Here is a 22,515-nt window from a genome sequence, read left to right on the forward strand (position 1 = left end):
GCTGGAAGGATAATAAGTTTCAAATGCCGCGTAATACCACGCGGCATTTGAAATACGAGTTTTTAAAGTAAAAACCAGCATTTGCTGGCTACTTTTTAATAATTAAATCAAGAAGCGCCATACGTATATAAAGGCCATTTCGCGCCTGTCTGAAGTAAGCTGCTCTTGGGTCGTCATCAACTTCAGCGGCGACTTCCTTCACTCGGGGCAAGGGGTGCATGATTATAGCGTGTCTCTTTAATCTTTTTAGTGCTACTTTATTGATTACGTAGGAGCCTTTTAGTTTTTCGTATTGCCTAAGATTTCCAAACCGCTCTTTTTGTATACGGGTTACATATAAAACGTCCATCTCATCTAAATTTTTATATAAATCACTAGTTTCTTCAAAATAAATCCCATTTTGTTTTAATTGACTTTTGTATTTTGCGGGGAGTCGTAACTGGGGAGGCGAGACAAGATAGATTTTAGTATTTTTATATAGCATCAATAAGTTTAGCAAAGAATGAATAGTTCTTCCGTATAAGAGATCGCCGATAAGAGCTATTTTAAGTTTATCGGTTCTTCCCAGTTCTTTTTTAAGAGTGTAGAGATCCAATAAGGCTTGGGTGGGATGTTCTCCCGAACCGTCACCAGCATTAATAATTGGCACCGAGGATGCCTCGGCAGCTATTTGGGCCGAACCCTCCTCATGGTGTCTTAGTACAATCACATCTACGTAGCCGCTTATTATTTTAATAGTGTCGGGTAGGGACTCTCCTTTAATCACTGATGAAAAATGAGAGGCGCTTTCGGTAGTTATTACGGTACCGCCAAGTTTTAACATAGCGGCTTCAAACGAAAAACGTGTGCGCGTACTTGGTTCGTAAAATACACTGGCTAAAATTTTGCCGGTAAGAATTTTATGTAATCTTCCTGTTTTATCTTTTCTTGCCAGTTCGTCTGCGGTCCGAAAAAGATTTGCCAGAAGCCGCTTGTTTAGAAATTGCTTTGTGCTTAGTACATGTTTTAATTGGTGATGAGCCATAGTTTCTTTTTATGCTAACAAAAAATAGCCGCAAGGGGTAGTTGTCAAAATTATATTTTTTGCTTAAAATTGTTTATACACGATCAGTCGCCTATTTAGGATTGTGTAGTTCAGCTTGCCCCGCCACCTCTGGGCGTATAGCTCAGTGGGCGAAAGACAATCCGTCTTTCGCGGGAAATTTAGTGAGCCTGCGAAGCAGTGCGAACGTAAAGAATTTCCCGGGGTTTTGCCGAGAAGGTAAAACAGCGCGTCATCCCCCACTTATTTCGGACAGTATTTCGGGTGTGTAGCTCATTGGTAGAGCACTTCACTGATAATGAAGTGGTAGAAGGTCCGATTCCTTCCACACCCATTTTTAGTCCGCAATAAGTGGGGGACAAGCTGATAATGACGAGGTCCATGGTTCGATCCCATGTACGCCCACCAGAGGTGGCGGGGTGAAGTAGAACGCTATCCTGATAAGATAGAGGTCCCAGGTTCGATCCCTGGCACACCCATTAGAACCCAAGTTTTGGTACGGGGCACAGTAAGACAGAGGCCGTAGGTTCGATTCCCACCACACCCAGTTTTAGAAAAAGGCAAAGAATTTTAGGCGAAAAAAGGTCGATAAACGGATTAAAACAAAAAATTATGAACGAAGTACCACCAGAACAAACTCTTGAACAAGAGCAAATAAGCTCCGAATACGGTATAGAATTATCGCCAGGTTTTTACCTAAAGGAGGAAGATGCCGATAATATAGAGGGCGGCGTATCTGTGCATATACATAGAAAAATTTTTACTTTATTTACAGCAGACAGTGCCCCTAAAGATTACCACGAAGAAGCACCGAGATATACAATAGGATACTATACAGCAAGCTATAAAAATGCCACGCCGGAATTCATTACTAATAAAATATTCAAAGACTCTTCACCAATCAGGGTGGAATCGAATCCACCGTTTAGTCGCGCTTATTATCCGAGAAAAGGAGAATATAAATTTGTTACTGTTGGTATATTTAAAGGCACGTTCGGTACCGGAGAGCAGTACTTAACCGGAGAGCGTGCCATAAGCGTAGGCAAATTCAAAGACACAATCGAGAAGGGAGAGAGAAAAGAGAAACTTATTGATTATATTGAGGCAATGAGAAGAATTGAAATACAAGAACGTAAAATGTATGTGGAAGCGGCTGAAACTTTTAATGGATAGATCTACCAAATACAAAGAAAGGTTAATAATTAACCACACCACTAAGTGCCGCGTTTTCCGCCGCGCCCGAGCGTTCAGTTTCGGTTCTGTCGTCCCGCAAACGGCAAGAGCAATCAGTTAGTTTCGTTCAAAACCAGAGGCCATTTTATGGGCGGTTTGTCCTCCTTCGCTCAAGCTACGGAAGGCAAGCAGTGCCACCCATGAAATTCAAGCCCAATTCATCGTATGACCTTGTTAGGGTTTCTAGGGTTTATCGGCATCATTTTGGTTACCAGTGCCTATATTCCCCAGATTGTTAAGATCTGGAAAACCAAAAATGCCGAAGGAATAAGCATTACAGCGTGGCTTACATGGCTTGTGGGTACTGTTTTCATACTTATTCACGCCTTTTCAACCAAAGACGGGGTTTTTATCGTATTTCAAACACTTAGCTTTATTTTCGTGGCAACGATTACGCTGCTTGCGATAGTTTACAGAAAACGTCCAAGCCAATCACTGTGAATAACCCCGTTAGAGATAAGGTTTCTACCCTGATAACAAAGATCACCAAAATTACAGGTGAGTATTATTCAAAGGCGCTGTGGATAACTAAATCTCTAACGGGGCTTGCCTTTTCTCGTAAATTAAGCTAAAATAAGCTAAATCTAATGTAATGCCTTGTCCCAAGCTAAACTTCTTCGTGTTGAAGGCTTGGCTTGGGACAAGAGCAAAAGCAGGGCGCCAACTATTTTATTGGTCGAGGCGGCTTGCAATATTGGCTTAGATATCAAAATTTATACAAAAATGGCAACTGAAGCTTATTGTGTAAAGTGTCGCTCCAAGCGCATGATGAAGGACGAGAAAGAGGTTTCTATGCCCGGAAAAGGGGGTCAGCGTCGGGCAATGACTGGATTTTGTACTGTCTGCGGCACAAAAATGTTCAGGATACTGGGGAAGAAATAGAACTGCTTCTATTTCTTCGGGCATTTTAGGCCGAGCCTGTCCCGACCAGTCGGGACGTGTCGAGGCCGTAAAAATGCCCAGGGCCGCGCCGAGGAGGCGCGGGAAATAACTATTTCCCGGAGTATTTTGACTTAAAACGGTAAGAACCTCTCGTTGAGAGACGGGTTTTGTTTTAATAAGTTAGACGTGTGCTAGACTAAGTCTGGTACAGCTGCAAAAAGGTAAAGCCCGCCTTACGAAGCGGGCTGGAATGGGTACGGCTGATCAAAGTCGCACTTCCTGTTTTTGCACTGGAAGCGTTTGGTTTTAGCAAAACACCGCTTTTCAGTCTGACATTTAGGACAGGCCACCATCCATGAATCAGTACCCTTGTGATCGGTCTTACGATATGGACTGGTTACCACTGGCCCAACAGCAGCATCCATCACCTCTTGTAACCACTGCTTGTGTGTTTCGTTTGTTGGTACGGGGTTGCGACCATTTGTTTTGTCTTCCTCAATCCTCCTTAGCTCATGAGTAAAAAGTCGTTTGGCGAACTCTTTGGGGAAAATATCCAAAAGCTGCATAAGGAAAAGATCCTGCCAGTCCATACCTTTTAGGGGACCCTCGCGCACCGCCGTGTCCAGAATACTTTCGGTCGTAGCCAAACGAAGAGCAAACTCAAAGTGCGGGTCAGAAAACAGGGTGTCTTTATTCACACGGGATTGTAGCTCTGTAGTAAACAGGTCAGCCATCTCTGCGGATAAACCGTCTTTCTTCAGCGAGACTATTAACGATTTCTTTCCATGGGCTACGATTAGACTTAAACAGGCTAGAGCCTGCTCCGGGGTCATGTTGTGGATTTCTCTTTGTATCTGCATTGTGGCTCTACCTATTGTTAGGATACGAGCCATACCCCGATCAAACACATCTAGTTTCAGCATATTATCCTCCCCCAGTTTAAATTAAGTATATCAAGTTTAATGTAAAAAGTCAATAACAGCCGTAAAAATTTGTAATTTCTATAAAAATGTCGTATAATTTAGATACAAACAGAAAGGATATAATTATGCCCAAGAGTGGTTCTTCAAGAGTCATTCTAGGTCTTTCCGGCGGGGTTGATTCGGCGGTGGCCGCAGCCCTTTTAAAAGACGCCGGTTTTGAAGTGATTGCACGCTACATAAAGGGGTATGCTCTTCCCGGTATAGAGTGTCCGGAGGAGCAGGATATGCGGGATGCGCGCCTGATTGCTTTGAAGCTCGGCATTGATTTTTCGGTCGTTAGCGAGGGATCGGAACTTTATCGGCGCAGTGTTTATGAGCCGTTTCTCGCCTCTTACTTTTCCGGCAAAACACCCAATCCTGATATTTGGTGCAACCAGTTTGTAAAGTTTCCTCTGCTTGGGCAGCTTAAAGAAGAATACGGCGCTGATTTTATTGCAACCGGACACTACATCCGGAGGATAGGAGATCGGTTTTACGCGGCATCGGACACAAACAAAGATCAGTCCTATTTTCTTTATGCAGTTCCCCGAGATATTCTTAAGACCTGCCTTTTCCCCATTGGTGAACTTGCAAAGAACCGCGTTAGAGAGATGGCCAGAAGTCTTGCTCTGCCTATTGCTGATAAGCGTGGAACACGGGGCGTTTGCATGGTAGGCCAGCTTCCTATTGACGAGGCGTTGGAGTGGGCAGCCGAGGAACGGAATGAGAAGTTTGGTCCCGCGCGAGCGATATTGATTGACAAGGGCCAGGAAGTTGAGCTTGGAACACTGCCCGCGTCTAAATTCTTTTCTGCGACCATTGGGCAGAGAAGTGGTTTGGGGATCAGTCATAGGTTCCCCATTTATGTAGTAGCCAAAGACCCTAAAGTCATGAATCTTTATTTCAAGATTTTGCCGGAGGGAGAGCGTAAGTTTTCTGTATCGGATGTCAATTGGGTTGTTCCCGAAGTTCCCAAACTTCCGCAGCGCGCGCTGGTTAAAATTCGCACTCCCGGTAAAATGCTGTCCTGTAAAGTTACAGAATCAGATAACCAGATGCTTGAAGTTATTCTTGATGACCCCGATACCGGTATTGCACCCGGACAGTCAGCAGTTTTTTATCAGCTTGCCAAGGGAGGTCTTATCGAACTATGGGGAGGAGGTGTAATACAGTAGCCCTGCGTAAACACGTGGGGCTACTTATTTCTGCTTGAGTATCCCTAGTCGGTTGCGGCAAGCTTTAATAATTTTTTGAAGCGACCCCTTGAACTTTTTGCTGTTTTAGTTTAAAATGTTCTCAAAGTCCACGGGAAGTCTGACTTCTCAAGGGAAGTCTGACGTCCCAAGGAGGATAGACCGTGAACCTTGATAGCTATAATCAGGAAGAAACACGCAAAGAGTACTCTGACCCCAGAGATGATGTCGGCCGCTACCTAGATGAAATCGGACTAATACCGATGCTCAAGGGTCGGGAAGCAGAAAAGGAGTTGAGTGAGGAGATCGAAAAAGCCAGGCGCAGTATTTGGCGGCTGATTCGGCATATTCCCCTTATTACCGAAACAAAAAATAACGTAGGGGTTTCAACGGGTGACCTGCCGCGTCTTGTAAAGAAGTTACATCGGCGTCTCCAAAAGATGGAACGGCTGGTAGAAGAAAGCGCCTCTTTGTCTCCGGGCCAAAAACGCAGCGCTTTAAGGCGCGAGAAACAACGTCTCGAAAAAGAAGTCGGCATCTCTCATCGGAAGTTAAGAAGTATCTTTAAAAAAATTAATGCCTTTGAAGCTCAAGCCCTTTCGGCGAGGAACAGGTTGGTAGAGGCCAACTTGCGGTTGGTGGTTTCTATTGCGCGTGGGTATAGGTCTCCCGGGCTTACTTTGGGTGACTTGATTCAAGAAGGCAACACCGGTCTTATGAGGGCTGCAGCCAAATTTGATGCCTCTATGGGGTTTAAATTTTCAACCTATGCCACGCCTTGGATAGAACAAGGCATCAGAAGGGGCATTGAAAATCAGGGACGGTTAATCCGTCTTCCGGCTTACGTACAGAGCAACTTTACGCATTTACGGAAGCTTCAGCGTTCTTTGCTGGGTAAGTACGGACGCCTACCAGATGAAGAAAAGCTTCGTGCTTTTGTCCGGGCCTCCGATCGTGGGGTTAAAGACCGAAGTTTATCCGGTCTTATTCCTTCCTTCTTTATACACGAAAACAGTCTCTTATCGCTTGATCGTGAGTTGGGGAAAGAGGGAGAAGAAAGAGTCACTAAGTTGTCTGATTTGTTTGAGGACGAATCGATCGCCTCTCCCGAAGATCAGGTTGCAGCCAAAGAATTTACGGCGAAAATGTTAACGCGGCTTGAAGGACGCGATGGTTTTTATGAACGTATGGCCGAAGTCATACGTTTGCGTTTTGGGGTTGATGGTGTGGAGCGTCCTCACACTCTTGATGAAGTTGGCAAGATTTTGGGTGTTTCCCGGGAGCGGGTAAGACAGATCGAGGAGAGGACGCTTCGTAAACTTAGCATATATGCCAAACAGCTTATGAGGATAAATCTTAGGCCGGCACAAAGTGGTGTAAACGGAAAAGTCTTTGGGTCCACAGCCCATAGAAATTAAGACCGAGCAATCGGTCTTTTTCCATTTTTGTCCAAATTTTCAAACCGAGGCGTAGAAAATTTGGAAACAAAAATGAGAACCCCGCACTAATTTTGATAATAGGTTTATGCTGGCAGGGACGGAGCCGTAGGCGACACCGCGAGATATACACCGCGAAAGAAGTAGTTTGAAGCGGATTTTAGTGCGGGTTAATTGACGAATAAATCATTTTATGGTATCCTTACAGGGGTTAGTTGAAATTTTTCGTATAGAAAAAGGAGAAGAAAATGCGTTTTACTCATGGGACACTACTTACTCTAGTAGTTTTGGCTTTGGGGGTTGTTGGATCTCTTCACGCTTTTAAATATTTCTATCCTCCAAAAACTATCTTGACTGTTGAGGTGGTTGGTTTTAGCAATATGATTGTTACTTTAGAGCGCGTCGGCGAGAACGGAAAAATGGCGCCGCCGATTTTTGCAACTACCGATGAGGGTGGCAAAACATATTTTATTGATTTACCAGTTCCTAGCAAATGGCGGGTATCTCTGGTAAGTAGTCGCAGAAAAGTAATAAATGAAATGATATTTTCAATTCCGGAGGGGACGGTAAATTCCAAAATTACATTTTCCGGTTCTTCCTCCAGTTTTGAAGTTACAAAACCGTAAGGTATTTAAGCCTCGTTTTGCGGGGCTTTTGATTTTTAGGAAAATTTGCTTTAATAGCTTTATGGAGTCGCAGGAAATCAGGAGAAAGTTTTTAATATTTTTTTCCGCCTCCACCAAGGGCGGATCCGCCTCTGGCGGAGAAGACAACAAAGATAACCCATGATCACATCAAAAGAAATAAGAGATAAATTTCTCAACTTCTTTAAACAAAGAGGACACGCCGTAGTACCTTCATCTTCGCTTATTCCCGGTGACCCGTCGGTTTTGCTTACCACCGCCGGCATGCAGCAGTTCAAGCCCTATTTTTTAGGTAAAGCAGACCCAGTGCATGATTTTGGTACAAGACGCACCGCCTCTATTCAAAAGTCATTCCGCACCTCCGACATAGACGAAGTGGGGGATGAGTCGCATCTTACTTTTTTTGAAATGCTGGGGCATTTCTCTTTCGGCGACTATTTTAAAAAAGAAACCATTGAGTGGACCTACGAGTTTCTCACGACGGTTTTAAAAATTTCTCCGGAACGTATTTGGGCATCAGTTTTTGAGGGTGATGATGCCATTCCTTTTGACCAAGAGTCTTATGATGCTTGGTTACGGTTTATCCCCGAGAAGCGCATTAAAAAAGGCGGGCGCGAAGGAAACGTGTGGGGTCCGCCCGGACCAGAAGGGCCTTGTGGGGCCGCCAACGAAGTTTATGTTGACGACTTGGAAGTCGCAACCCTTGTTTTTATGGAATACTACTGCGCCCAAGACGGCAGTTTGAGTCCGCTCGCAGATAAGGGGGTTGATGTTGGTTGGGGGTTGGAACGCGCGGCGAAGGTTATACAAAACGCGTCCACTGTTTTTGACACCGACCTTTTTCTGCCGTTTATGGAACTACTTCCGGCCGATCTAGAAATACGCATAAAACGTATCGTGACGGATCATCTGCGCGCCGTTGCTTTTTTACTTGCTGATGGTTTGCGTCCTTCCAACAAAGAAGCCGGATATATTTTGCGGCGTCTTCTGCGCAGAGCCCTTGTCTATGAACATATTTATAAAGTTCCACAGCACGTTTTTGACGCGGTTATTCACGACATAGTACATGAGTATGGGGAATTTTATCCGGAGCTTTTGCGGGAAAATGAGAATATACGGCAGGAATTTAACGCAGAGCGTCAGAAATTTGGGAGTACACTACAGCGCGGCCTAAAAGAATTAGAGAGAGTAAACACCATAGACGGCACGATTGCTTTTAATTTATATGAGACCTTCGGGCTGCCCTATGAAATTATCAAAGAGCTTGGCGGGGCGAGGGCCCAAACACTTTCGCATGAATCTTTTGACGGAGAATTTAGAAAACATCAGGAAATTTCCCGCGCCGGACAGGAAAAAAAATTCGGCGGGCATGGGTTACTGTTGGATACCGGAGAATTAAAAGCAGGCAACGAGGAGGAACTGAAAACCGTTACTCGTCTTCATACGGCCACTCATCTCTTAAACGCCGCGCTCCATAAGGTGCTGGGAAATACGGTTGAGCAGCGCGGTTCGGATATTACTCCCGAGCGCACGCGTTTTGATTTTCTTTTTCCAAGAAAACTTACAGGCGAAGAGCTCAAAAAAATTGAAGAGCTGGTGAATTACGCTATTGCCAAAGATTTTCCGGTGAGCGCAAAAGAAATGTCTCTGGAAGAGGCTAAAAAATCCGGCGCGCTTTTTTTCTACGAAGGGCATTATCCGGAAAGGGTGAAAGTTTACACTATTGGGGACGATAAGGAAATTTTTTCGCAAGAACTTTGCGGCGGGCCGCATGTGACGCACACCGGAGAAATTGGTCATTTTAAAATAGTCAAAGAGGAATCCTCCAGTTTCGGCGTAAGACGCATCCGCGGCGTCATTGACTGAAACAACACTAAGTGTTATAATGGTTTTACGGGTTAAGAAGTCCCATGTATCTAAATAGGAGGCCGCGGATAGTGGGTAGACCCGGACGAATCAAGCGTGAAGCGTGTAAGGAACGGGACGAGTTGATTGCCCGTCTTAAAGAGCAAGGTTTTGACAGGGTGATAATGATTAAGGGTCTAGCCAAGTGTAAAGAGTTTCGTGATGTTTCGAGTGATGCTATCAAGGGTTATGTAAAGCGGTATGAGGCAAGGGGCGGCAAGCTTCCGGAACTAAAAACACCTGCCCCCCCAAAAAAATTGTTTTCGGGCGTTATGGTGGCGGCGACGAACTTTCAACTTTCGATGCCCGCCAAATCATTTTTGGACGCTATATTGAATGAGATGCAACTTCGTCTTACGATTCCTGCCATGCGCGAGATAGATAGATTTCTGCGTCGTATCAGGCCGGAAGTGCGCCGGCTAGAAGCAGAGGCTTTAAGGGTTCAGGCTCTTTTAAGGGAAATAGAGGGTTTAAAAGAAAAATTAGCGGAATGGTCCAATCATTCTTGTCCAGAGGTTGACCTTGATATTCGTGATGCCAACGCGAAACTTCAGGAAAGAGTTAGTTATCTTGAAAAACGGGTTCAAGCCCTTTCCGAACTAGCGGGCCGTCACCGCCCCCTTGACGATCAACATCTGGCGGTCTCTTCAAGAGCAGGAGATTGAATATAGTCCCGGGATGCAGCGATGCATCCTTTTATGTTAGGAAGCTCTAAGCAGTAGAGTCGTGCAAGAGTTATTGCGCGTCGCTCTTGGCCTCGGATGGAATTGCGCAATTTCGCGACGAAAAGTATTTTGAGACGGGCTCTAGAGTTTTGAACGCTTATAGGTAAACAGGTATAATGAAGTCATGGCTTTCTTAGGGCTGTCCCATACAACAAAAACACCCGCAAGGGCAGTTATTGATGTTGGTTCGGACAGCATAAAAGCGGTTATTTTTGCGGCTGGCAGTGGGGAAAAACCACCCCAGATTTTTAAAAAGATGGTTGCTAAGCTTCCGGTTGCGGTCAGTCAGGAAAGGACTATTACCAAATTGCGGGAGTTTTTGTTTGTAATGGTAAAGGAGCTTGGCAGGGTTCCTCAAAAGATTACAGTGGCCCTTGGGCCGCAGATAGCAGAACACAGGCTTCTTACTTGGAGCGTTCGCCCTGCAGAAAAAGGCCCGCTCTCACGCGAAATGCTTCGTCGTTATTTCCAAAATCTTATAGAGCAAAATCGTGAGGGCACGCGTCATTTCACAGCGCACCCGGTAGCGCTTTTTGACAATGGTTATAAGGTGGACCCTTCGGATTTAGAATCAGCTAGTATCTACGATTTATGGTTTCGCACGCTTCTTCTTTATTTTCCCGGCGAGGTAGGTAGGGTGCTTGCTGATGCAAAAAAAATTCTGGGCGGCATGCCGATTGAGTTTATTCCCGCAGTTTTGGCCTACGAATATGCTATCGTACGGTCTTTAAATGTTGCCGAGGCCTTAACAGTGGTTGTGGATGGCGAGGAAACAACAATTCTGTACATTCAAGACGGTACAATCGTTGGTGTAGCAGTATTCCCCATGGGCGCACGACACTTTTTGCGAAAAATATCCCAAGTGACCAACAGTTCTTTTTTGGAGGCAGAAGATGTTAAAAGACAGTATGCCAGCAGGATGCTGGATGCGGGACGAAGTCAAAAACTTCAGGAACATCTGGGCGAGGAAGTTTCCCTGTGGAGGAAAATGTTTCTGGACGAGCTGGATGGTTTTTACCACTTAGGTCCTATACCCGAACAGATTTTTCTGACGGGCAAGGGCGCATTGCTTCCGGAACTTCAGGCGGTTTTGAGAGATGCGGAGTGGATAAAGCAGTTTTCGTACAGCGTCTCACCCCGTGTTAAAATTTTTGAGGCGCAAGGTCTTTTTCAGGGAAACACCATGAATGGACTCTTACGGGGTGTTGAGGAATCGGGTTTGGCTTCACTTATTATATACTCTCTACACCATGAACCAATTTTTTAACAAAGACCGGAAAATTACGGACGGCATAAGAAGGCGGATGGTGCATTCAGCCGGGTATCCCAAAAAAGAAATTTCGGTTTCGGCCGCACCAAAACCCCAAGCCGAAGAAATAAAGGTAAAAAGTAAAGAAGCTTTTGCAGGGACGGCCGAAGAGAACGGCATCGTTATTACAGAGCCGGCCGGAGGAGAGGAGGTAATCAGCGGCGACTACGATTATACGCCGGTTGCTGGTCGCAGGGCCGTTTCTTCGCGTTTACTTTGGCTGGGGCTTGGCGCCGGATTTTTAGCAGTTTTGGCAGGAGTTATTCTTCTCACAACCGTTTTTGCGCGCCTGACAGTTACGATAAACCCCCGTTTGGACCAGATCACTGTTGCGGATACAGTAATGGCTTTAGATACTTCTCTTTCTCGTCCCCTTATGCAGCAAAGGGTTGTGCCGGCGCAGTTTCTTGAGTTTTCCAGAAAAGAAACAGAAGAGTTTGAGGCAACAGGGAAAGAGTTTATAGAAGAACGGGCGCGGGGCAAGGTAAAAATTTATAATCGTTTCAGCTCTTCCCCGCAGACACTGGTAGCCTCAACCCGGTTTATGACCGACTCCGGTATTTTATTTCGTCTCGCTCGGAACATTGTGATTCCGGGTGCAAAAATAGAAGAAGGTAAAATAATACCAGAATCAATTGAGGCTGAGTTGATTGCGGATAAAGCCGGCGATGACTCCAATACCCCCTCCGAAGTCGTACTCAAAATTCCCGGCTTTAAGGGTACGGCCAAATACGACGGTTTTTACGCGTCAGCCCCTTCCGGATTTTCGGGAGGTTTTCGCGGAGAAGCGCGGGTGGTTTCGCAGGACGATTTAAGGCTTGCCCAAGAAGCGGTTACCAAAAATCTGCATGAAGGATTACGCCAAGAAATAGCCCGCAAAATCCCGCCGGATTTTAAACTGATTGAAGGACTTCGTGAAATCCAGATTACCAATTTAGATTCTCCGCGTCCCAAAACCCGGCGTGACCGTTTCTCCATAGAAGCAGAAGCAAGGGGGAGGGTTTTGGTGTTTCGTGAAAAAGACGTTGCCGCCGTTATTAAAGAACGATTTAAGCAGGAAGACGCGGGCCGTCTACCAATAGAAGAATCTGAAGAGTTGAACTATCAAGTTAGGGTAACCGACTTTGTTAAAAAAAGAGGTGAACTTATAGTGCGCGGAAGTTTTAAGGCAGTACCGATTATCCAACAGCAGGAACTGGCCGCTCTGATTAAAAGTAAAAAAGAGGGGTCCATCTTGGAAATCCTGAAAGGTAGAAAAGAGGTTGCGGATTTTGCAGTATCCTTCTTTCCACCGTGGCTTTTTAAGGCCCCGGGCGATACTGATAAAATTAAAGTGATTATAAAAGAACCATAAGTTGTTCTATTGACTTTTAAAATAAATTATGCTATGATTAGAATAATTAGTCCCTAACCCGGTCGATTTTTGGTGGGGGGGCTAAAGCTAACTATTAAGTAAAAATAAATAAAAACAAAATGGACAAAAAAGTAATAATTGGAATTATTGTTTTAGTGATTTTGGTGGCCGGCTACTTTATATTAAAAAGTCCGGGCGAAGTCACCACCGGACCCGTTAAAATCGGGTTTATCGGACCCCTTACCGGGGATGCAGCTACTTATGGGGAGCCATTGAAAAATATGATTGGGTTGGCAGTTGGAGAGATTAATGATCAAGGCGGGATAAACGGCCGCAAACTAGAAGTAGTTTACGAAGACGGTAAATGCAGCGGTCCTTCTGCTGCATCGGCCATGCAAAAGTTGGTCAATGTAGACAAGGTGAAAATAGTTATTGGAGGTTTTTGCTCAAGTGAGTCGCTAGCCGCCCAACCCATTGCCGCACAAAATAAGGTTTTTCTGTTTTCTGCAGGATCAAGTAGCCCGGATCTAACCAACATTAGTAAGTTTTTTGTAAGAAACTATCCGAGCGACGCTACACAAGGAACCGTTCTTGCCGATGTTGCCTACAACCAAGAAGGATGGAGGAAAACCGCCTTTATACAAGAACAGCTTGATTACCCCTTGGGTATTTATAAGACCTTTGCGGCTCAGTTTACAAAGCTGGGCGGAACTGTTGTTAAAGAAGAGTTTCCAACAGCTACAACTGATTTCCGTTCACACCTGACTAAACTGCGCGGTCAAAATCCAGATGCTTTGTTTATTGATACGCAAACTGCCGCTGCCGCTGATAGAATTATGAAGCAGGTACAGGAGTTGAAGTGGAAACCCCGTATACTTCTGTCGGATGCTGTAAGCGGTGACCCTTCAACTATAAGTAAATATGCTCAACTGTTGGAAGGAGCTCTGGCTGCAGAATTTGGTGTTGATTCCTCAAATCCGAAGTTTAAAAGCATGATAGCATCGTATAGACAAGTTTATGGGGCAGAACCTCCTTATCAAAGCTATGCGCAAACAGAGTATGATGCTGTCTATATGATACGTGACGCTATTGCTGCGGTTGGCTATGACGGAAAAAAGGTTGCAGAGTGGACGCGCAGAGTTAAGAACTGGCCCGGTGCTTCTGGAATGGTTACTATTGGAGATAATGGTGATAGGGTTGGCGGACACGTGCCTAAAATTATTAGAAACGGAAAAGTGGAGATACGTACTAAGTAGGCGAACACTAAATTTCAAAAACAAAAGAGCCCCGCTTGAAGCAGGGCTCTTTTGTTTTCTTGGGAAAGAAATTACGCTATAATTCATTTTATGAATATCCTTCCGCAACTCATCCTCAATAGTGTTATTGCCGGAGCAATTTATACCTTAGTTGCCTTAGGATTTAATTTAAGTTTTGGCGCCGCCAGATTTTTTAACCTTGCCCACGGTACGGTAGCTGTGGCCGGAGGATATGTGGTTCTTTTTTTAATGAAGTGGCTTCAGGTGGACCCTGTGCTAAGCGTTATTTCCGGCGTAGTCTCTGCCGGGTTTATTGGATACGGTCTTTTTCAGTTGGTTTATGCGCCGCTTCGCGAACACAAGGCCTCTAATCTCGTTTTGCTCGTTGCTTCTTTGGGCGCTTTTATTGCGCTTCAAGCGATACTGGCCATGCTTTTTTCCTCACAGTTTCAGACACTCTATCAGGGTTCTCTTGTCCCCACAACCTATGCAATTTTGGGAGGCGTTATCACTCAAGTTCAGCTTCTTACTTTGGGCTCGGCCTTTTTGATTACCTTGGGTCTGGCTCTTGTTTTAAACATGACGGTTTTTGGAAAAGCGGTCAGGGCAGTGAGCGACGATGAGGAGGTGGCCAAGATTGTTGGTATTAACACCCGTAAAATAATCGGCCGCGTATTTTTTATGGCTTCGGCCATCGCGGGGCTCGGCGGAATTTTAATTGGTTTTGATACGGGCCTTGAGCCCACCACCGGTCTTCCCCTGCTTCTTAAGGGGGTGATTGCATCCATTATTGGGGGTATTGGCAACGTTTACGGCGGTGTGCTTGGCGCTTTTCTTTTGGGTTTTGTGGAAAATTTTGGCATCTGGAAAATTTCCGGAGAATGGAAAGACGCTATCGCTTTTACCCTTCTGATTATTTTTCTCATATTTAGGCCGAATGGAATAATCAGAAGGTGAATTAGGATTTAAGAATTATGATTTATGAATGAGAAAATCAGGGATTTTAAGGATCTATACGCTTGGCAAGAGGCGCATAAACTTGTTGTCATGGTTTACAAAATAACGGAAAAGTTCCCGAAATCCGAGGTGTTTGGTTTGACAAATCAAATGCGGAGGTCGGCTATTTCAGTAACTTCTAATATCGCCGAGGGGTTTGGAAGGCAAGGTTACAAAGAAAAAGTTCAGTTTTATTATCTTGCGCAGGGATCTCTTATTGAACTGAAAAACCAGCTTATCGCTGCGAAGGATGTAGGTTATTTGACTGACAAAGATTTTGCAGGACTGGTAGAACAGGCAAACCTTGCTCATAAAATACTACAGGGATTGATTACTAAATCTAAACACCTCTTAAACCATGATTCCTGAATCATTCTTAATTCCTAAATCTTAAATCATAAATCTTAAGTCATAGATCATCTCTGTTATGGAATATTTAATTCATCTGGCAATTTTATTCAGCATCTACGCGATGCTTGGTATCTCCTTGAACCTTGTGGTTGGATTCACCGGCCTTTTATCGGTGGCCCAAGCCGCGTTTTTTGGCATTGGCGCCTATACCACCGCGATTTTGATGACCAGTTTGGGTGTTAATTTTTTTGTATCGGTAGCGGCAGCAGTGTTTTTGACCGCGCTTATTAGTTTTCTTATAGGGTTTGTTTTGAGTAAATTTTCCGGAGATTATTATGCCTTGGCTTCTTTGGGTTTTAACGTTATTGCAGTGAGCGTGTTTCTTAACTGGCAAAGTCTAACTCGGGGTCCCTTGGGAATTCCCGGAATTTCACGGCCTGAATTTTTGGGCTTTCCTTTTTTTTCTAATACTGCCTTTTTGGTCTTGGCGCTGGCGGGTTTATTGATTGTTTATCTTGCCTCGCGTCTTATTGTGAACTCCTCTTTTGGCCGCGTGCTAAAAGCCATACGCGAGGATGAATCAGCCATCCAAATTTTTGGATACAAGACTCTTTATTATAAACTAACGATATTTGTTATCGGCGCAATTTTTGCGGCTCTGGGCGGTTCGCTTTTTGCTTCCTACATTACTTTTATTGACCCCTCCAGCTTTGTTCTATTTGAGTCCATATTTATAATGGCGATTATAATTTTGGGAGGACTTGCCAATTTGGAAGGTTCGGTACTAGGCGCTCTTTTTTTGATTTTGCTTCCAGAAATTTTACGCTTTGTAGGGTTCCCTATTGATATCGCAGCCCAGATGCGTCAACTCGTCTATGGATTGTTGTTAATTCTTTTGATGCTTTATCGGCCGCAGGGCTTACGCGGCGAATTTAAATTATGATTCTTGAAACTAAAAACTTAACCAAAAATTTTGGAGGCGTGCGGGCGGTTGCCGGTCTCTATCTTGGTTTTGAGCGTGGTAAAATAACAGGTCTTATTGGTCCCAACGGATCAGGCAAAACAACTTTAGTTAATCTTCTTAGCGGTATGATACCGGCTGATAGGGGTCTGGTGGTTATCAGCGAAAAAGTAAAACTTAGCACCGTAAAGCCGTACGAGGTTCTGACCTATGGCCTTACCCGCACTTTTCAGGATGTGCGGCTGTTCAATCAAATGCCGGTTTTGGATAATATCCTTGTGGTGCTCACCGAGAGAAATGTTTTTGGTGCTCTTTTTGAAAAACACAGCGCATATCATTTTAAAAAAGCCGAAGAGGTTTTAAGGATGGTGGGACTTTGGGAGAAGCGGCAGGAGCTTGCGGCCAACCTATCGTATGGACAGAGAAAACTTCTTGAAATTGCGCGGGCTCTGGCTACAGATGCCGATATTCTTCTTTTAGATGAGCCATTTGCCGGTCTTTTCCCGGAAATGGTGAAGGTGGTGGTCTCGGTGGTCAAAGACCTAAGGGCTAAAGGAAAGACCGTTATCCTTATAGAGCATAATATGGAATTAATTAGGGAACTTTCCGATTTTATTGTAGTTTTGGATAGCGGTGAGTTGCTGGCCAAGGGGAAACCGGAGGACGTTTTATCACAGAAAAAAGTTATTGAGGCTTATTTGGGAGAATAAAGTTTTAGTTATAATTGACAAGTAAACATTTTTAAATTATAATATATATTATTCTGCAAATATTTTATCATGAAAAACCTATACAAACCAAATTTAAGAAAAATTATCCTAGGGTTAGTCATTCTTATAATCTTAGTTGGGGCTGCTTACCTAACTTTCATCGATAAACAATCATCGAACGCAATAACCGTCGGAGTGATCACAGATCTGACTGGACCAGCAGCTTATTGGGGTGAGTCAACACGCGAAGGTGCTCAGTTAGCGGTCAACCAACTTCAAGAGAGCGGCATTGGTGTTCAGGTCGTATTTGAAGACTATCAATTGGAGGCAGCAAGGGCGGTTGGTGCCGCCCAAAAGCTCGTTGCCGTTGACAAGGTTGATGCGGTTTATGCCGAATTTAATCCAGCGGCGATTTCAGTCGGGTCCTTTCTGAAGGACAAGAATATTTTATATGTTTACGACGCTGCAGTCGTATCACCACTTAGGGGTTTGCCCTATGCGTATAAGACTTATTTGGATTACAAGGGTGGGTGTAAGGCAATTGCCAAGAAGTTTAAGGAAACGGGAGTAAATAAAATAGGAGTCTTAAAAGTCAACCTTGAATTCGGTGAGCTTTGTCTAGAGGGAGTTAAAGAAATTTATGGGAACCCTGTAATTTCTGAGGGGTATAACTTAGGTGACACTGATTTTCGAACCCAACTTCTTAAAATAAAAGGTAATGGTGCTAATGCAGTTATAAATGTTGGGTTTGAGGGGGATACTTACAATACTCTTAAGACTATTCGGGATTTTCAATATAAAATGTTATATGGGACTGTTGATGATACCATCACCGATAAGGTTAAAAAGGATTTTACGTCTGAATTAAAAGGCGGGTTTACTTTCGGGTTTAGAGACGTTGATCCGGTCTTCAGGGCCAAGCTAAAAGCAAAACTCCAAGATAAAACGTTGGCAACCGAGTATGCGGCCGCCCTTGCTTATACCCACATTAGGCAGATAACTGAAGCACTGCATCAATGCAACAAAGACCTTTCTTGCGTAATAAAGAAACTTGATGCGGCCAGGCCGGACCCAACTATTGGTTTTGAGAGATTTGATAAACACATCGGAGTTCTTGATATGTCCATCAGGAGTTATTGACAACAATGAAAAGAGAACTACTTTTGCAGTTAGTGGGCACATCGGTTCATTACGGCGGCGTAAGGGCCCTGGATAGTGTGGATATTTTTATTGACGAAGGGGAGATTGTGGCTCTTATGGGGCCCAATGGCGCCGGCAAATCAACGGTGCTCAAAGCGATTTTTGGATTGGCCCCGATTCATTCCGGAAAAATCCTCTGGCACGAAAAAGAGTTGGCCCCGCGCTCGCACGAGGTTGTTAAATTAGGTATCGCTTTTGTACCGCAGGGAAGAAGGGTTTTTAGTCATCTGACTGTGGAGGAAAATCTTGAAATGGGCGGATTTTTGATTAGAGAAAAAGAAAGATTAAGGGCCCGTATGCAAGAGGTCATGGAAACTTTTCCGGTGTTGGCTCAAAAATGGAGTATCAAATCAGGCGCTCTCTCCGGCGGCCAGCAACAGATGCTGGCTCTAGGTCGGGGATTGATGACTGATCCCAAAGTCTTGCTTCTGGACGAGCCCTCTTTGGGCCTTGCGCCCAAAATTGTCAAAGAAGTTTTTGCTAAAATCAAAGAAATCAACGAAAAACACAAAACCGCCATTATGGTGGTGGAGCACAATATAAAATCGCTTCTTGAGATTGCAGACCGCGCTTATGTATTGGATAAAGGGAAAATTGTAGCCAAAGACACATCGCAAAAACTTTTGGAAAGTGATGTTTTGGAGAAGGTATTTATGGGGGAAACAGCTTGATGCTGTTTTCAAAAACTGCCCACCTGGGCGTTTTTGATTATTGTTTCCTGGGGGTTTCTTACTTAATCTGCCTCTTCTGAACCAACCTTATTTGGAGATTAGCTCGGAAGAGGTGGGAGGGCGCATCCCGAAGGACGTACCCTCCTCCTTTTTTGGGTCAGCCGATGACCCCCTTCGTGTCAACCTTGCCGGCCTTGACCAGTATGGCAAGGATCTTCTTGGCGGTGAGCGGACGGTCCCCGCGCAGGTGAGCCAGCCGGAGTGCTCGGCCACCCGGCAAGATGATCGGATTTCCTTGGTTCTCGTACGGGTCATACCCGTCCGTAACCAAAGTATCGCGGTAGCCGCGAAGGCCATGCGCGGCAGCGGCCTTCCGGAACTTCTGCTCCTCTCTCACTGCCTCCGCGACGGAGAGCGGCTTTGAGAAGACTTTCTCGTAGCCGCAGAAGTGCAAGCGTCGGGTCCCGTAATCCCGGCCCGACCAACCGAGCGCGTTCACGCCTTCCTCCTTACGATACCAGTCGGAAGGAGAGGAAGTTGGACGCGCGTGCTGGATAAAAAGTCCTTTCACCTTCACTTTCATCTTCCCGCTCCTTTCTCTCGGGCTTTCCCCGAGAATATAGTGATCTTCCCTATATCTACATTATACCACTATTTTGTTAAAAAGTCAATAATATTGAGTCATTGACCCGCACTGTCCTATTTGCTATGATTAAGAAGTAATTCTTTATGAAGCAGGATAAGATATATATGGAAGGGATAGTGCTGGAAAATCTTCCGAGCACTCTTTTTAAGGTCAAAATGGACGACGGGCGGGAGATTTTGGCTCATCTATCGGGAAAAATGAGGCTTCATTTTATTAAGGTTCTGCCCGGAGATAGGGTGAGAGTGGAAATGACTCCGTACGATGAGACCAAGGGGAGAATTGTGCATAGATTAAAATAATAGAAGCAAAATTAAACGCCACGCTCACGCAAAAGTAAACGCAATAGCGTATAGAGTTGCGTGATAGTTTGCGTTTAGACCTTGCTTCTACGGCATGAAGGTTCGCGCTTCTGTTAAAAAAATTTGTGCAAGGTGCAAGCTCGTCCGGCGCAAAAGACGGCTTTTTGTTATTTGTACGAGCCCAAAGCATAAACAAAGACAAGGATGAGAATCGTAGGAGTAAACATTCCTGATAATAAAAAAATAGAATACTCACTTCCATATATATATGGAATCGGTTTGCCGTCCGCAAGAAAGATAGTTCGTCAAGCCCAGGTAGATCCAAATAAATTGGCCAAAGATCTTACGCAGCAGGAGTCGGGCCGTATCCGGGAGATAATAGAAAAAAGTTACAAAACAGAAGGAGACCTGCGAAGAGAGATCATGCTTAATGTTAAAAGATTAAAGGAGGTGCAAAGTTATCGCGGTATAAGGCATAGTCGTAGTCTTCCGGTTCGTGGACAGCGCACTAAAACCAACTCACGGACCAGACGCGGTAACGTACGAAGGACTATGGGCTCGGGTAGAAAACCAGCCGCAAGTCCGACTTAAAATTAATTTGAGCGTAAGCGAAAGATGGGCAAGAAACGTATAATTAAAAAAGGGGAGGAATCGGTAGAGAAAGAGACTGCGGTTTCCAAACCGCAGTCAGTTAAGTCCCCCCAAAAGCTTACCAAGGGTATTGTGCACATTCAGGCAACTTATAACAATACCTTGATTTCTATAACAGACGAGAAGGGTAACATGATTGCTTGGTCTTCGGCTGGCTCTTTGGGTTTTTCCGGAGCAAAAAAAGCGACTCCATTTGCGGCAGCGCGGGTTGCGGAAACCGTGGTGGAAAAAGTTAGAAAGACGGGACTGCAGGAAGTTGCGGTCAGGGTAAGCGGTGTAGGTTCCGGCAGGGATTCGGCCATCAGGGCCTTAGCCAACCAGGGTCTTAGCATTGCATATATAAAGGACGTAACCCCCCTTCCGCATAATGGTCCAAGGCCGCCCAAGTTAAGGAGGGTTTAAATAACATGGTTAACATTCATTCGTAATTATCATAATAATGGTACACGTGCTTGAAAAAAAAGAACGCCGTCTTGGAGAAAAACTTCTGCTTAAAGGAGATCGTTGTTCCGGTCCCAAATGCGCCCTGATTAGGCGCGGATACCCACCCGGTATTCACGGCAAGAAAAAAGGAAGAAGGAGAGGATCTTCCGAGTACAAACAACTTCTTAATGAAAAACAAAAGATCCGATTCCTTTACGGCCTTGACGATAGGGATATGGAGCAGTATAGTAAGAAGGCTGCCTCGCGTTCCGGCATTTTTAGTTCCAATCTTACCCGTCTGCTAGAGCGCAGGCTTGATAACACCGTGTTTAGGTTGGGTTTGGCGGTATCCAGACATAACGCACGGCAGTTAGTTGGCCACGGTCATGTGTTAGTAAATAGCAAGACAGTTAACATACCCTCATTTCAGGTAAAAAAAGATGACCTTATAAGTTTAAAGGAGTCTTCTTTGAAGTCCGATCTTTTTAGGGATCTTGAGATGCGATTGAAAAAGTATGAGGCGCCGGCTTGGTTGAGTCTGGATAAAAATAAAAAGGTAGGGAAGGTCGTGGGTCTGCCGGAGAACGAAAACGTGGGGGCAGTTGCCGATATTACAAAAATTAAAGAGTTCTATTCGCGTTAAACCTAGCGGTCAACAGAGATTATAATTATAATATCTATTACCAGTTATGAACATTCCTTTACCAGCAGCCCCAAAAATCGTATTGGAGGAAGGCAAGCGCGCTGTTTTTGAAATTGAGGGGTTATATCCCGGTTATGGCCAAACCGTAGGAAACAGTCTACGCCGCATTCTCTTATCTTCTTTAGATGGGTCTGTTATTACTTCGGTAAAAATAGAAGGTGTAGGACACGAGTTTTCAACCATAGAGGGCGTTGCGGAGGACGTGGTGGATATAATTTTAAACCTAAAACAGTTAAGGTTTCGTCTACATACTGAAGAGCCGGCAGTGATTAATCTCTCGGTAAAAGGTGAGAAAGAAGTAGTAGGCAAGGATTTTAAAACTCCTTCCCAAGTAGAGCTAGTGACACCAGATGTTCATGTAGCTACCATCACCTCCAAAAAGACAAGTCTTAACATTGAAGCGGTGGTGGAGTCGGGGCGTGGTTATGTACCCGTAGAGGCGCGTACTAAAGAAAAAGTAGAGGTGGGCACTATTGCGCTTGATGCCTCTTTTTCGCCGGTGCGGCATGTTAACTATGAAGTGGAAAATATGCGGGTTGGAGATCGCACCGATTTTAATCGTGTACGATTTCATATAGAAACCGACGGTTCCATAACGCCGCAGGAAGCTTTTAAAAGCGCAGCCCGAATTTTGGTTGAACAGTTTAGCGCTTTAGCGGAAGGTTTTACAGAACAGGTAACCAAAAATAAGTACGACGAAGAAACAGAGGAAGAAAAAGTTAGGAAAGAAGAGGTTGAGGAAAAAACAGAAGACGAGCCTATTCTTAAAACAAAACTGGACGAGTTAAAATTTTCTAACCGTACTCTCAATGCGTTACGTGAGGCGGGTATTAAAACCGTAGGGGGGCTGGCACGTAAAAAAGAAGAAACGTTGAGAGAGATTGAGGGTTTGGGAGATAAAGGAATACAGGAGATAAAAAAAGCCTTGGGAAATTTTGGGATTACTTTGAAACAATAGAAGCA

The 22,515-nt window shown here is 44.6% G+C and carries 26 protein-coding genes and 1 tRNA gene; 24 read left to right on the forward strand and 3 right to left on the reverse strand.

From position 1 onward, the window contains the following. Positions 1-88: 88 nt before the first annotated feature. Positions 89-1,024, reverse strand: coding sequence for an aspartate carbamoyltransferase (gene pyrB / locus HYW89_03740; protein QQG45085.1), 936 nt, complete (start codon positions 1,022-1,024; stop codon positions 89-91). Between the two features lie 280 nt (positions 1,025-1,304). On the opposite strand from pyrB, the gene HYW89_03745 reads away from it, so the two are divergent. The 4 genes from HYW89_03745 to HYW89_03760 all read left to right on the forward strand — a co-directional run bounded on the left by HYW89_03745 (position 1,305) and on the right by HYW89_03760 (position 3,157). Next, positions 1,305-1,376, forward strand: a tRNA-Ile gene (locus HYW89_03745). Between the two features lie 278 nt (positions 1,377-1,654). Beyond that, the gene (locus HYW89_03750) at positions 1,655-2,215 is read left to right on the forward strand and encodes a hypothetical protein (protein ID QQG45086.1); all 561 of its coding nucleotides are present in this window, start codon (positions 1,655-1,657) and stop codon (positions 2,213-2,215) included. Between the two features lie 225 nt (positions 2,216-2,440). Next, the gene (locus tag HYW89_03755) at positions 2,441-2,716 is read left to right on the forward strand and encodes a PQ-loop repeat-containing protein (protein ID QQG45087.1); all 276 of its coding nucleotides are present in this window, start codon (positions 2,441-2,443) and stop codon (positions 2,714-2,716) included. A 156-nt stretch (positions 2,717-2,872) separates the two neighbouring features. After that, positions 2,873-3,157: a hypothetical protein gene (locus tag HYW89_03760; GenBank protein ID QQG45779.1), complete on the forward strand. Its 285-nt coding sequence runs from the start codon at positions 2,873-2,875 to the stop codon at positions 3,155-3,157. A gap of 233 nt (positions 3,158-3,390) precedes the next feature. On the opposite strand, the gene HYW89_03765 is transcribed toward HYW89_03760, so the two are convergent. Beyond that, complete coding sequence (locus HYW89_03765; GenBank protein ID QQG45088.1) at positions 3,391-4,080, reverse strand: hypothetical protein; 690 nt, start codon at positions 4,078-4,080, stop codon at positions 3,391-3,393. A gap of 86 nt (positions 4,081-4,166) precedes the next feature. Between HYW89_03765 and mnmA the strand changes: the two genes are divergently transcribed. The 14 genes from mnmA (at position 4,167) to HYW89_03835 (ending at position 18,830) form a co-directional block, all read left to right on the forward strand. Next, entirely contained in the window at positions 4,167-5,294 is a 1,128-nt protein-coding gene (mnmA, locus tag HYW89_03770) for a tRNA 2-thiouridine(34) synthase MnmA (GenBank protein ID QQG45089.1), read from the forward strand. A gap of 182 nt (positions 5,295-5,476) precedes the next feature. Continuing rightward, a complete protein-coding gene (locus HYW89_03775; protein ID QQG45090.1) occupies positions 5,477-6,730 on the forward strand; it encodes a sigma-70 family RNA polymerase sigma factor in 1,254 nt (417 codons plus the stop codon). Positions 6,731-6,996: 266 nt separating this feature from the next. Further along, the gene (locus HYW89_03780) at positions 6,997-7,374 is read left to right on the forward strand and encodes a hypothetical protein (protein QQG45091.1); all 378 of its coding nucleotides are present in this window, start codon (positions 6,997-6,999) and stop codon (positions 7,372-7,374) included. A 162-nt stretch (positions 7,375-7,536) separates the two neighbouring features. Next, on the forward strand, positions 7,537-9,258 hold the full coding sequence (locus HYW89_03785; GenBank protein QQG45771.1) for an alanine--tRNA ligase: 1,722 nt from the start codon (positions 7,537-7,539) through the stop codon (positions 9,256-9,258). Between the two features lie 71 nt (positions 9,259-9,329). Further along, a complete protein-coding gene (locus HYW89_03790) occupies positions 9,330-9,962 on the forward strand; it encodes a hypothetical protein (GenBank protein ID QQG45092.1) in 633 nt (210 codons plus the stop codon). 184 nt (positions 9,963-10,146) lie between these two features. Further along, positions 10,147-11,289 carry a hypothetical protein gene (locus HYW89_03795; GenBank protein ID QQG45093.1) on the forward strand — a complete coding sequence of 381 codons (1,143 nt, stop codon included), beginning with the start codon at positions 10,147-10,149 and terminating at the stop codon, positions 11,287-11,289. Next, positions 11,273-12,685, forward strand: coding sequence for a hypothetical protein (locus HYW89_03800; GenBank protein QQG45094.1), 1,413 nt, complete (start codon positions 11,273-11,275; stop codon positions 12,683-12,685). Before HYW89_03795 ends, HYW89_03800 begins: the two co-directional genes overlap by 17 nt. A gap of 119 nt (positions 12,686-12,804) precedes the next feature. Continuing rightward, positions 12,805-13,941, forward strand: a complete 1,137-nt coding sequence (locus HYW89_03805; protein QQG45095.1) for an ABC transporter substrate-binding protein — start codon at positions 12,805-12,807, stop codon at positions 13,939-13,941. A 90-nt stretch (positions 13,942-14,031) separates the two neighbouring features. Beyond that, positions 14,032-14,898 carry a branched-chain amino acid ABC transporter permease gene (locus HYW89_03810; protein ID QQG45096.1) on the forward strand — a complete coding sequence of 289 codons (867 nt, stop codon included), beginning with the start codon at positions 14,032-14,034 and terminating at the stop codon, positions 14,896-14,898. 24 nt (positions 14,899-14,922) lie between these two features. Beyond that, on the forward strand, positions 14,923-15,306 hold the full coding sequence (locus tag HYW89_03815; protein QQG45097.1) for a four helix bundle protein: 384 nt from the start codon (positions 14,923-14,925) through the stop codon (positions 15,304-15,306). Between the two features lie 58 nt (positions 15,307-15,364). Further along, positions 15,365-16,231: a branched-chain amino acid ABC transporter permease gene (locus HYW89_03820; GenBank protein QQG45098.1), complete on the forward strand. Its 867-nt coding sequence runs from the start codon at positions 15,365-15,367 to the stop codon at positions 16,229-16,231. Continuing rightward, entirely contained in the window at positions 16,228-16,959 is a 732-nt protein-coding gene (locus tag HYW89_03825) for an ABC transporter ATP-binding protein (protein ID QQG45772.1), read from the forward strand. The genes HYW89_03820 and HYW89_03825 overlap by 4 nt, the downstream gene beginning before the upstream one ends. Positions 16,960-17,028: 69 nt before the next feature. Then, positions 17,029-18,099, forward strand: a complete 1,071-nt coding sequence (locus HYW89_03830) for an ABC transporter substrate-binding protein (GenBank protein ID QQG45099.1) — start codon at positions 17,029-17,031, stop codon at positions 18,097-18,099. Between the two features lie 5 nt (positions 18,100-18,104). Further along, positions 18,105-18,830, forward strand: coding sequence for an ABC transporter ATP-binding protein (locus tag HYW89_03835; protein ID QQG45100.1), 726 nt, complete (start codon positions 18,105-18,107; stop codon positions 18,828-18,830). A 157-nt stretch (positions 18,831-18,987) separates the two neighbouring features. Here the strand turns inward: HYW89_03835 and HYW89_03840 are convergent, their stop codons facing one another. Next, the gene (locus HYW89_03840; protein ID QQG45101.1) at positions 18,988-19,413 is read right to left on the reverse strand and encodes a hypothetical protein; all 426 of its coding nucleotides are present in this window, start codon (positions 19,411-19,413) and stop codon (positions 18,988-18,990) included. Between the two features lie 146 nt (positions 19,414-19,559). Here HYW89_03840 and infA point away from each other — a divergent pair, with 146 nt between their 5' ends. The 6 genes from infA (at position 19,560) to HYW89_03870 (ending at position 22,510) form a co-directional block, all read left to right on the forward strand. Continuing rightward, on the forward strand, positions 19,560-19,775 hold the full coding sequence (gene infA / locus HYW89_03845) for a translation initiation factor IF-1 (GenBank protein QQG45102.1): 216 nt from the start codon (positions 19,560-19,562) through the stop codon (positions 19,773-19,775). Positions 19,776-19,869: 94 nt separating this feature from the next. Continuing rightward, the gene (rpmJ, locus tag HYW89_03850) at positions 19,870-19,983 is read left to right on the forward strand and encodes a 50S ribosomal protein L36 (protein QQG45103.1); all 114 of its coding nucleotides are present in this window, start codon (positions 19,870-19,872) and stop codon (positions 19,981-19,983) included. Continuing rightward, on the forward strand, positions 19,980-20,366 hold the full coding sequence (gene rpsM, locus HYW89_03855) for a 30S ribosomal protein S13 (GenBank protein QQG45104.1): 387 nt from the start codon (positions 19,980-19,982) through the stop codon (positions 20,364-20,366). The genes rpmJ and rpsM overlap by 4 nt, the downstream gene beginning before the upstream one ends. A gap of 24 nt (positions 20,367-20,390) precedes the next feature. Continuing rightward, positions 20,391-20,828 (forward strand): 30S ribosomal protein S11, encoded by a 438-nt coding sequence (gene rpsK, locus HYW89_03860; protein QQG45105.1) that lies wholly within the window; start codon positions 20,391-20,393, stop codon positions 20,826-20,828. A gap of 37 nt (positions 20,829-20,865) precedes the next feature. Further along, on the forward strand, positions 20,866-21,492 hold the full coding sequence (rpsD, locus tag HYW89_03865) for a 30S ribosomal protein S4 (GenBank protein QQG45106.1): 627 nt from the start codon (positions 20,866-20,868) through the stop codon (positions 21,490-21,492). 46 nt (positions 21,493-21,538) lie between these two features. Next, complete coding sequence (locus HYW89_03870) at positions 21,539-22,510, forward strand: DNA-directed RNA polymerase subunit alpha (GenBank protein QQG45107.1); 972 nt, start codon at positions 21,539-21,541, stop codon at positions 22,508-22,510. Positions 22,511-22,515: the final 5 nt, after the last annotated feature.

This window comes from Candidatus Sungiibacteriota bacterium (assembly GCA_016432465.1).
GTDB lineage: Bacteria > Patescibacteriota > Minisyncoccia > Sungbacterales > HO2-52-23.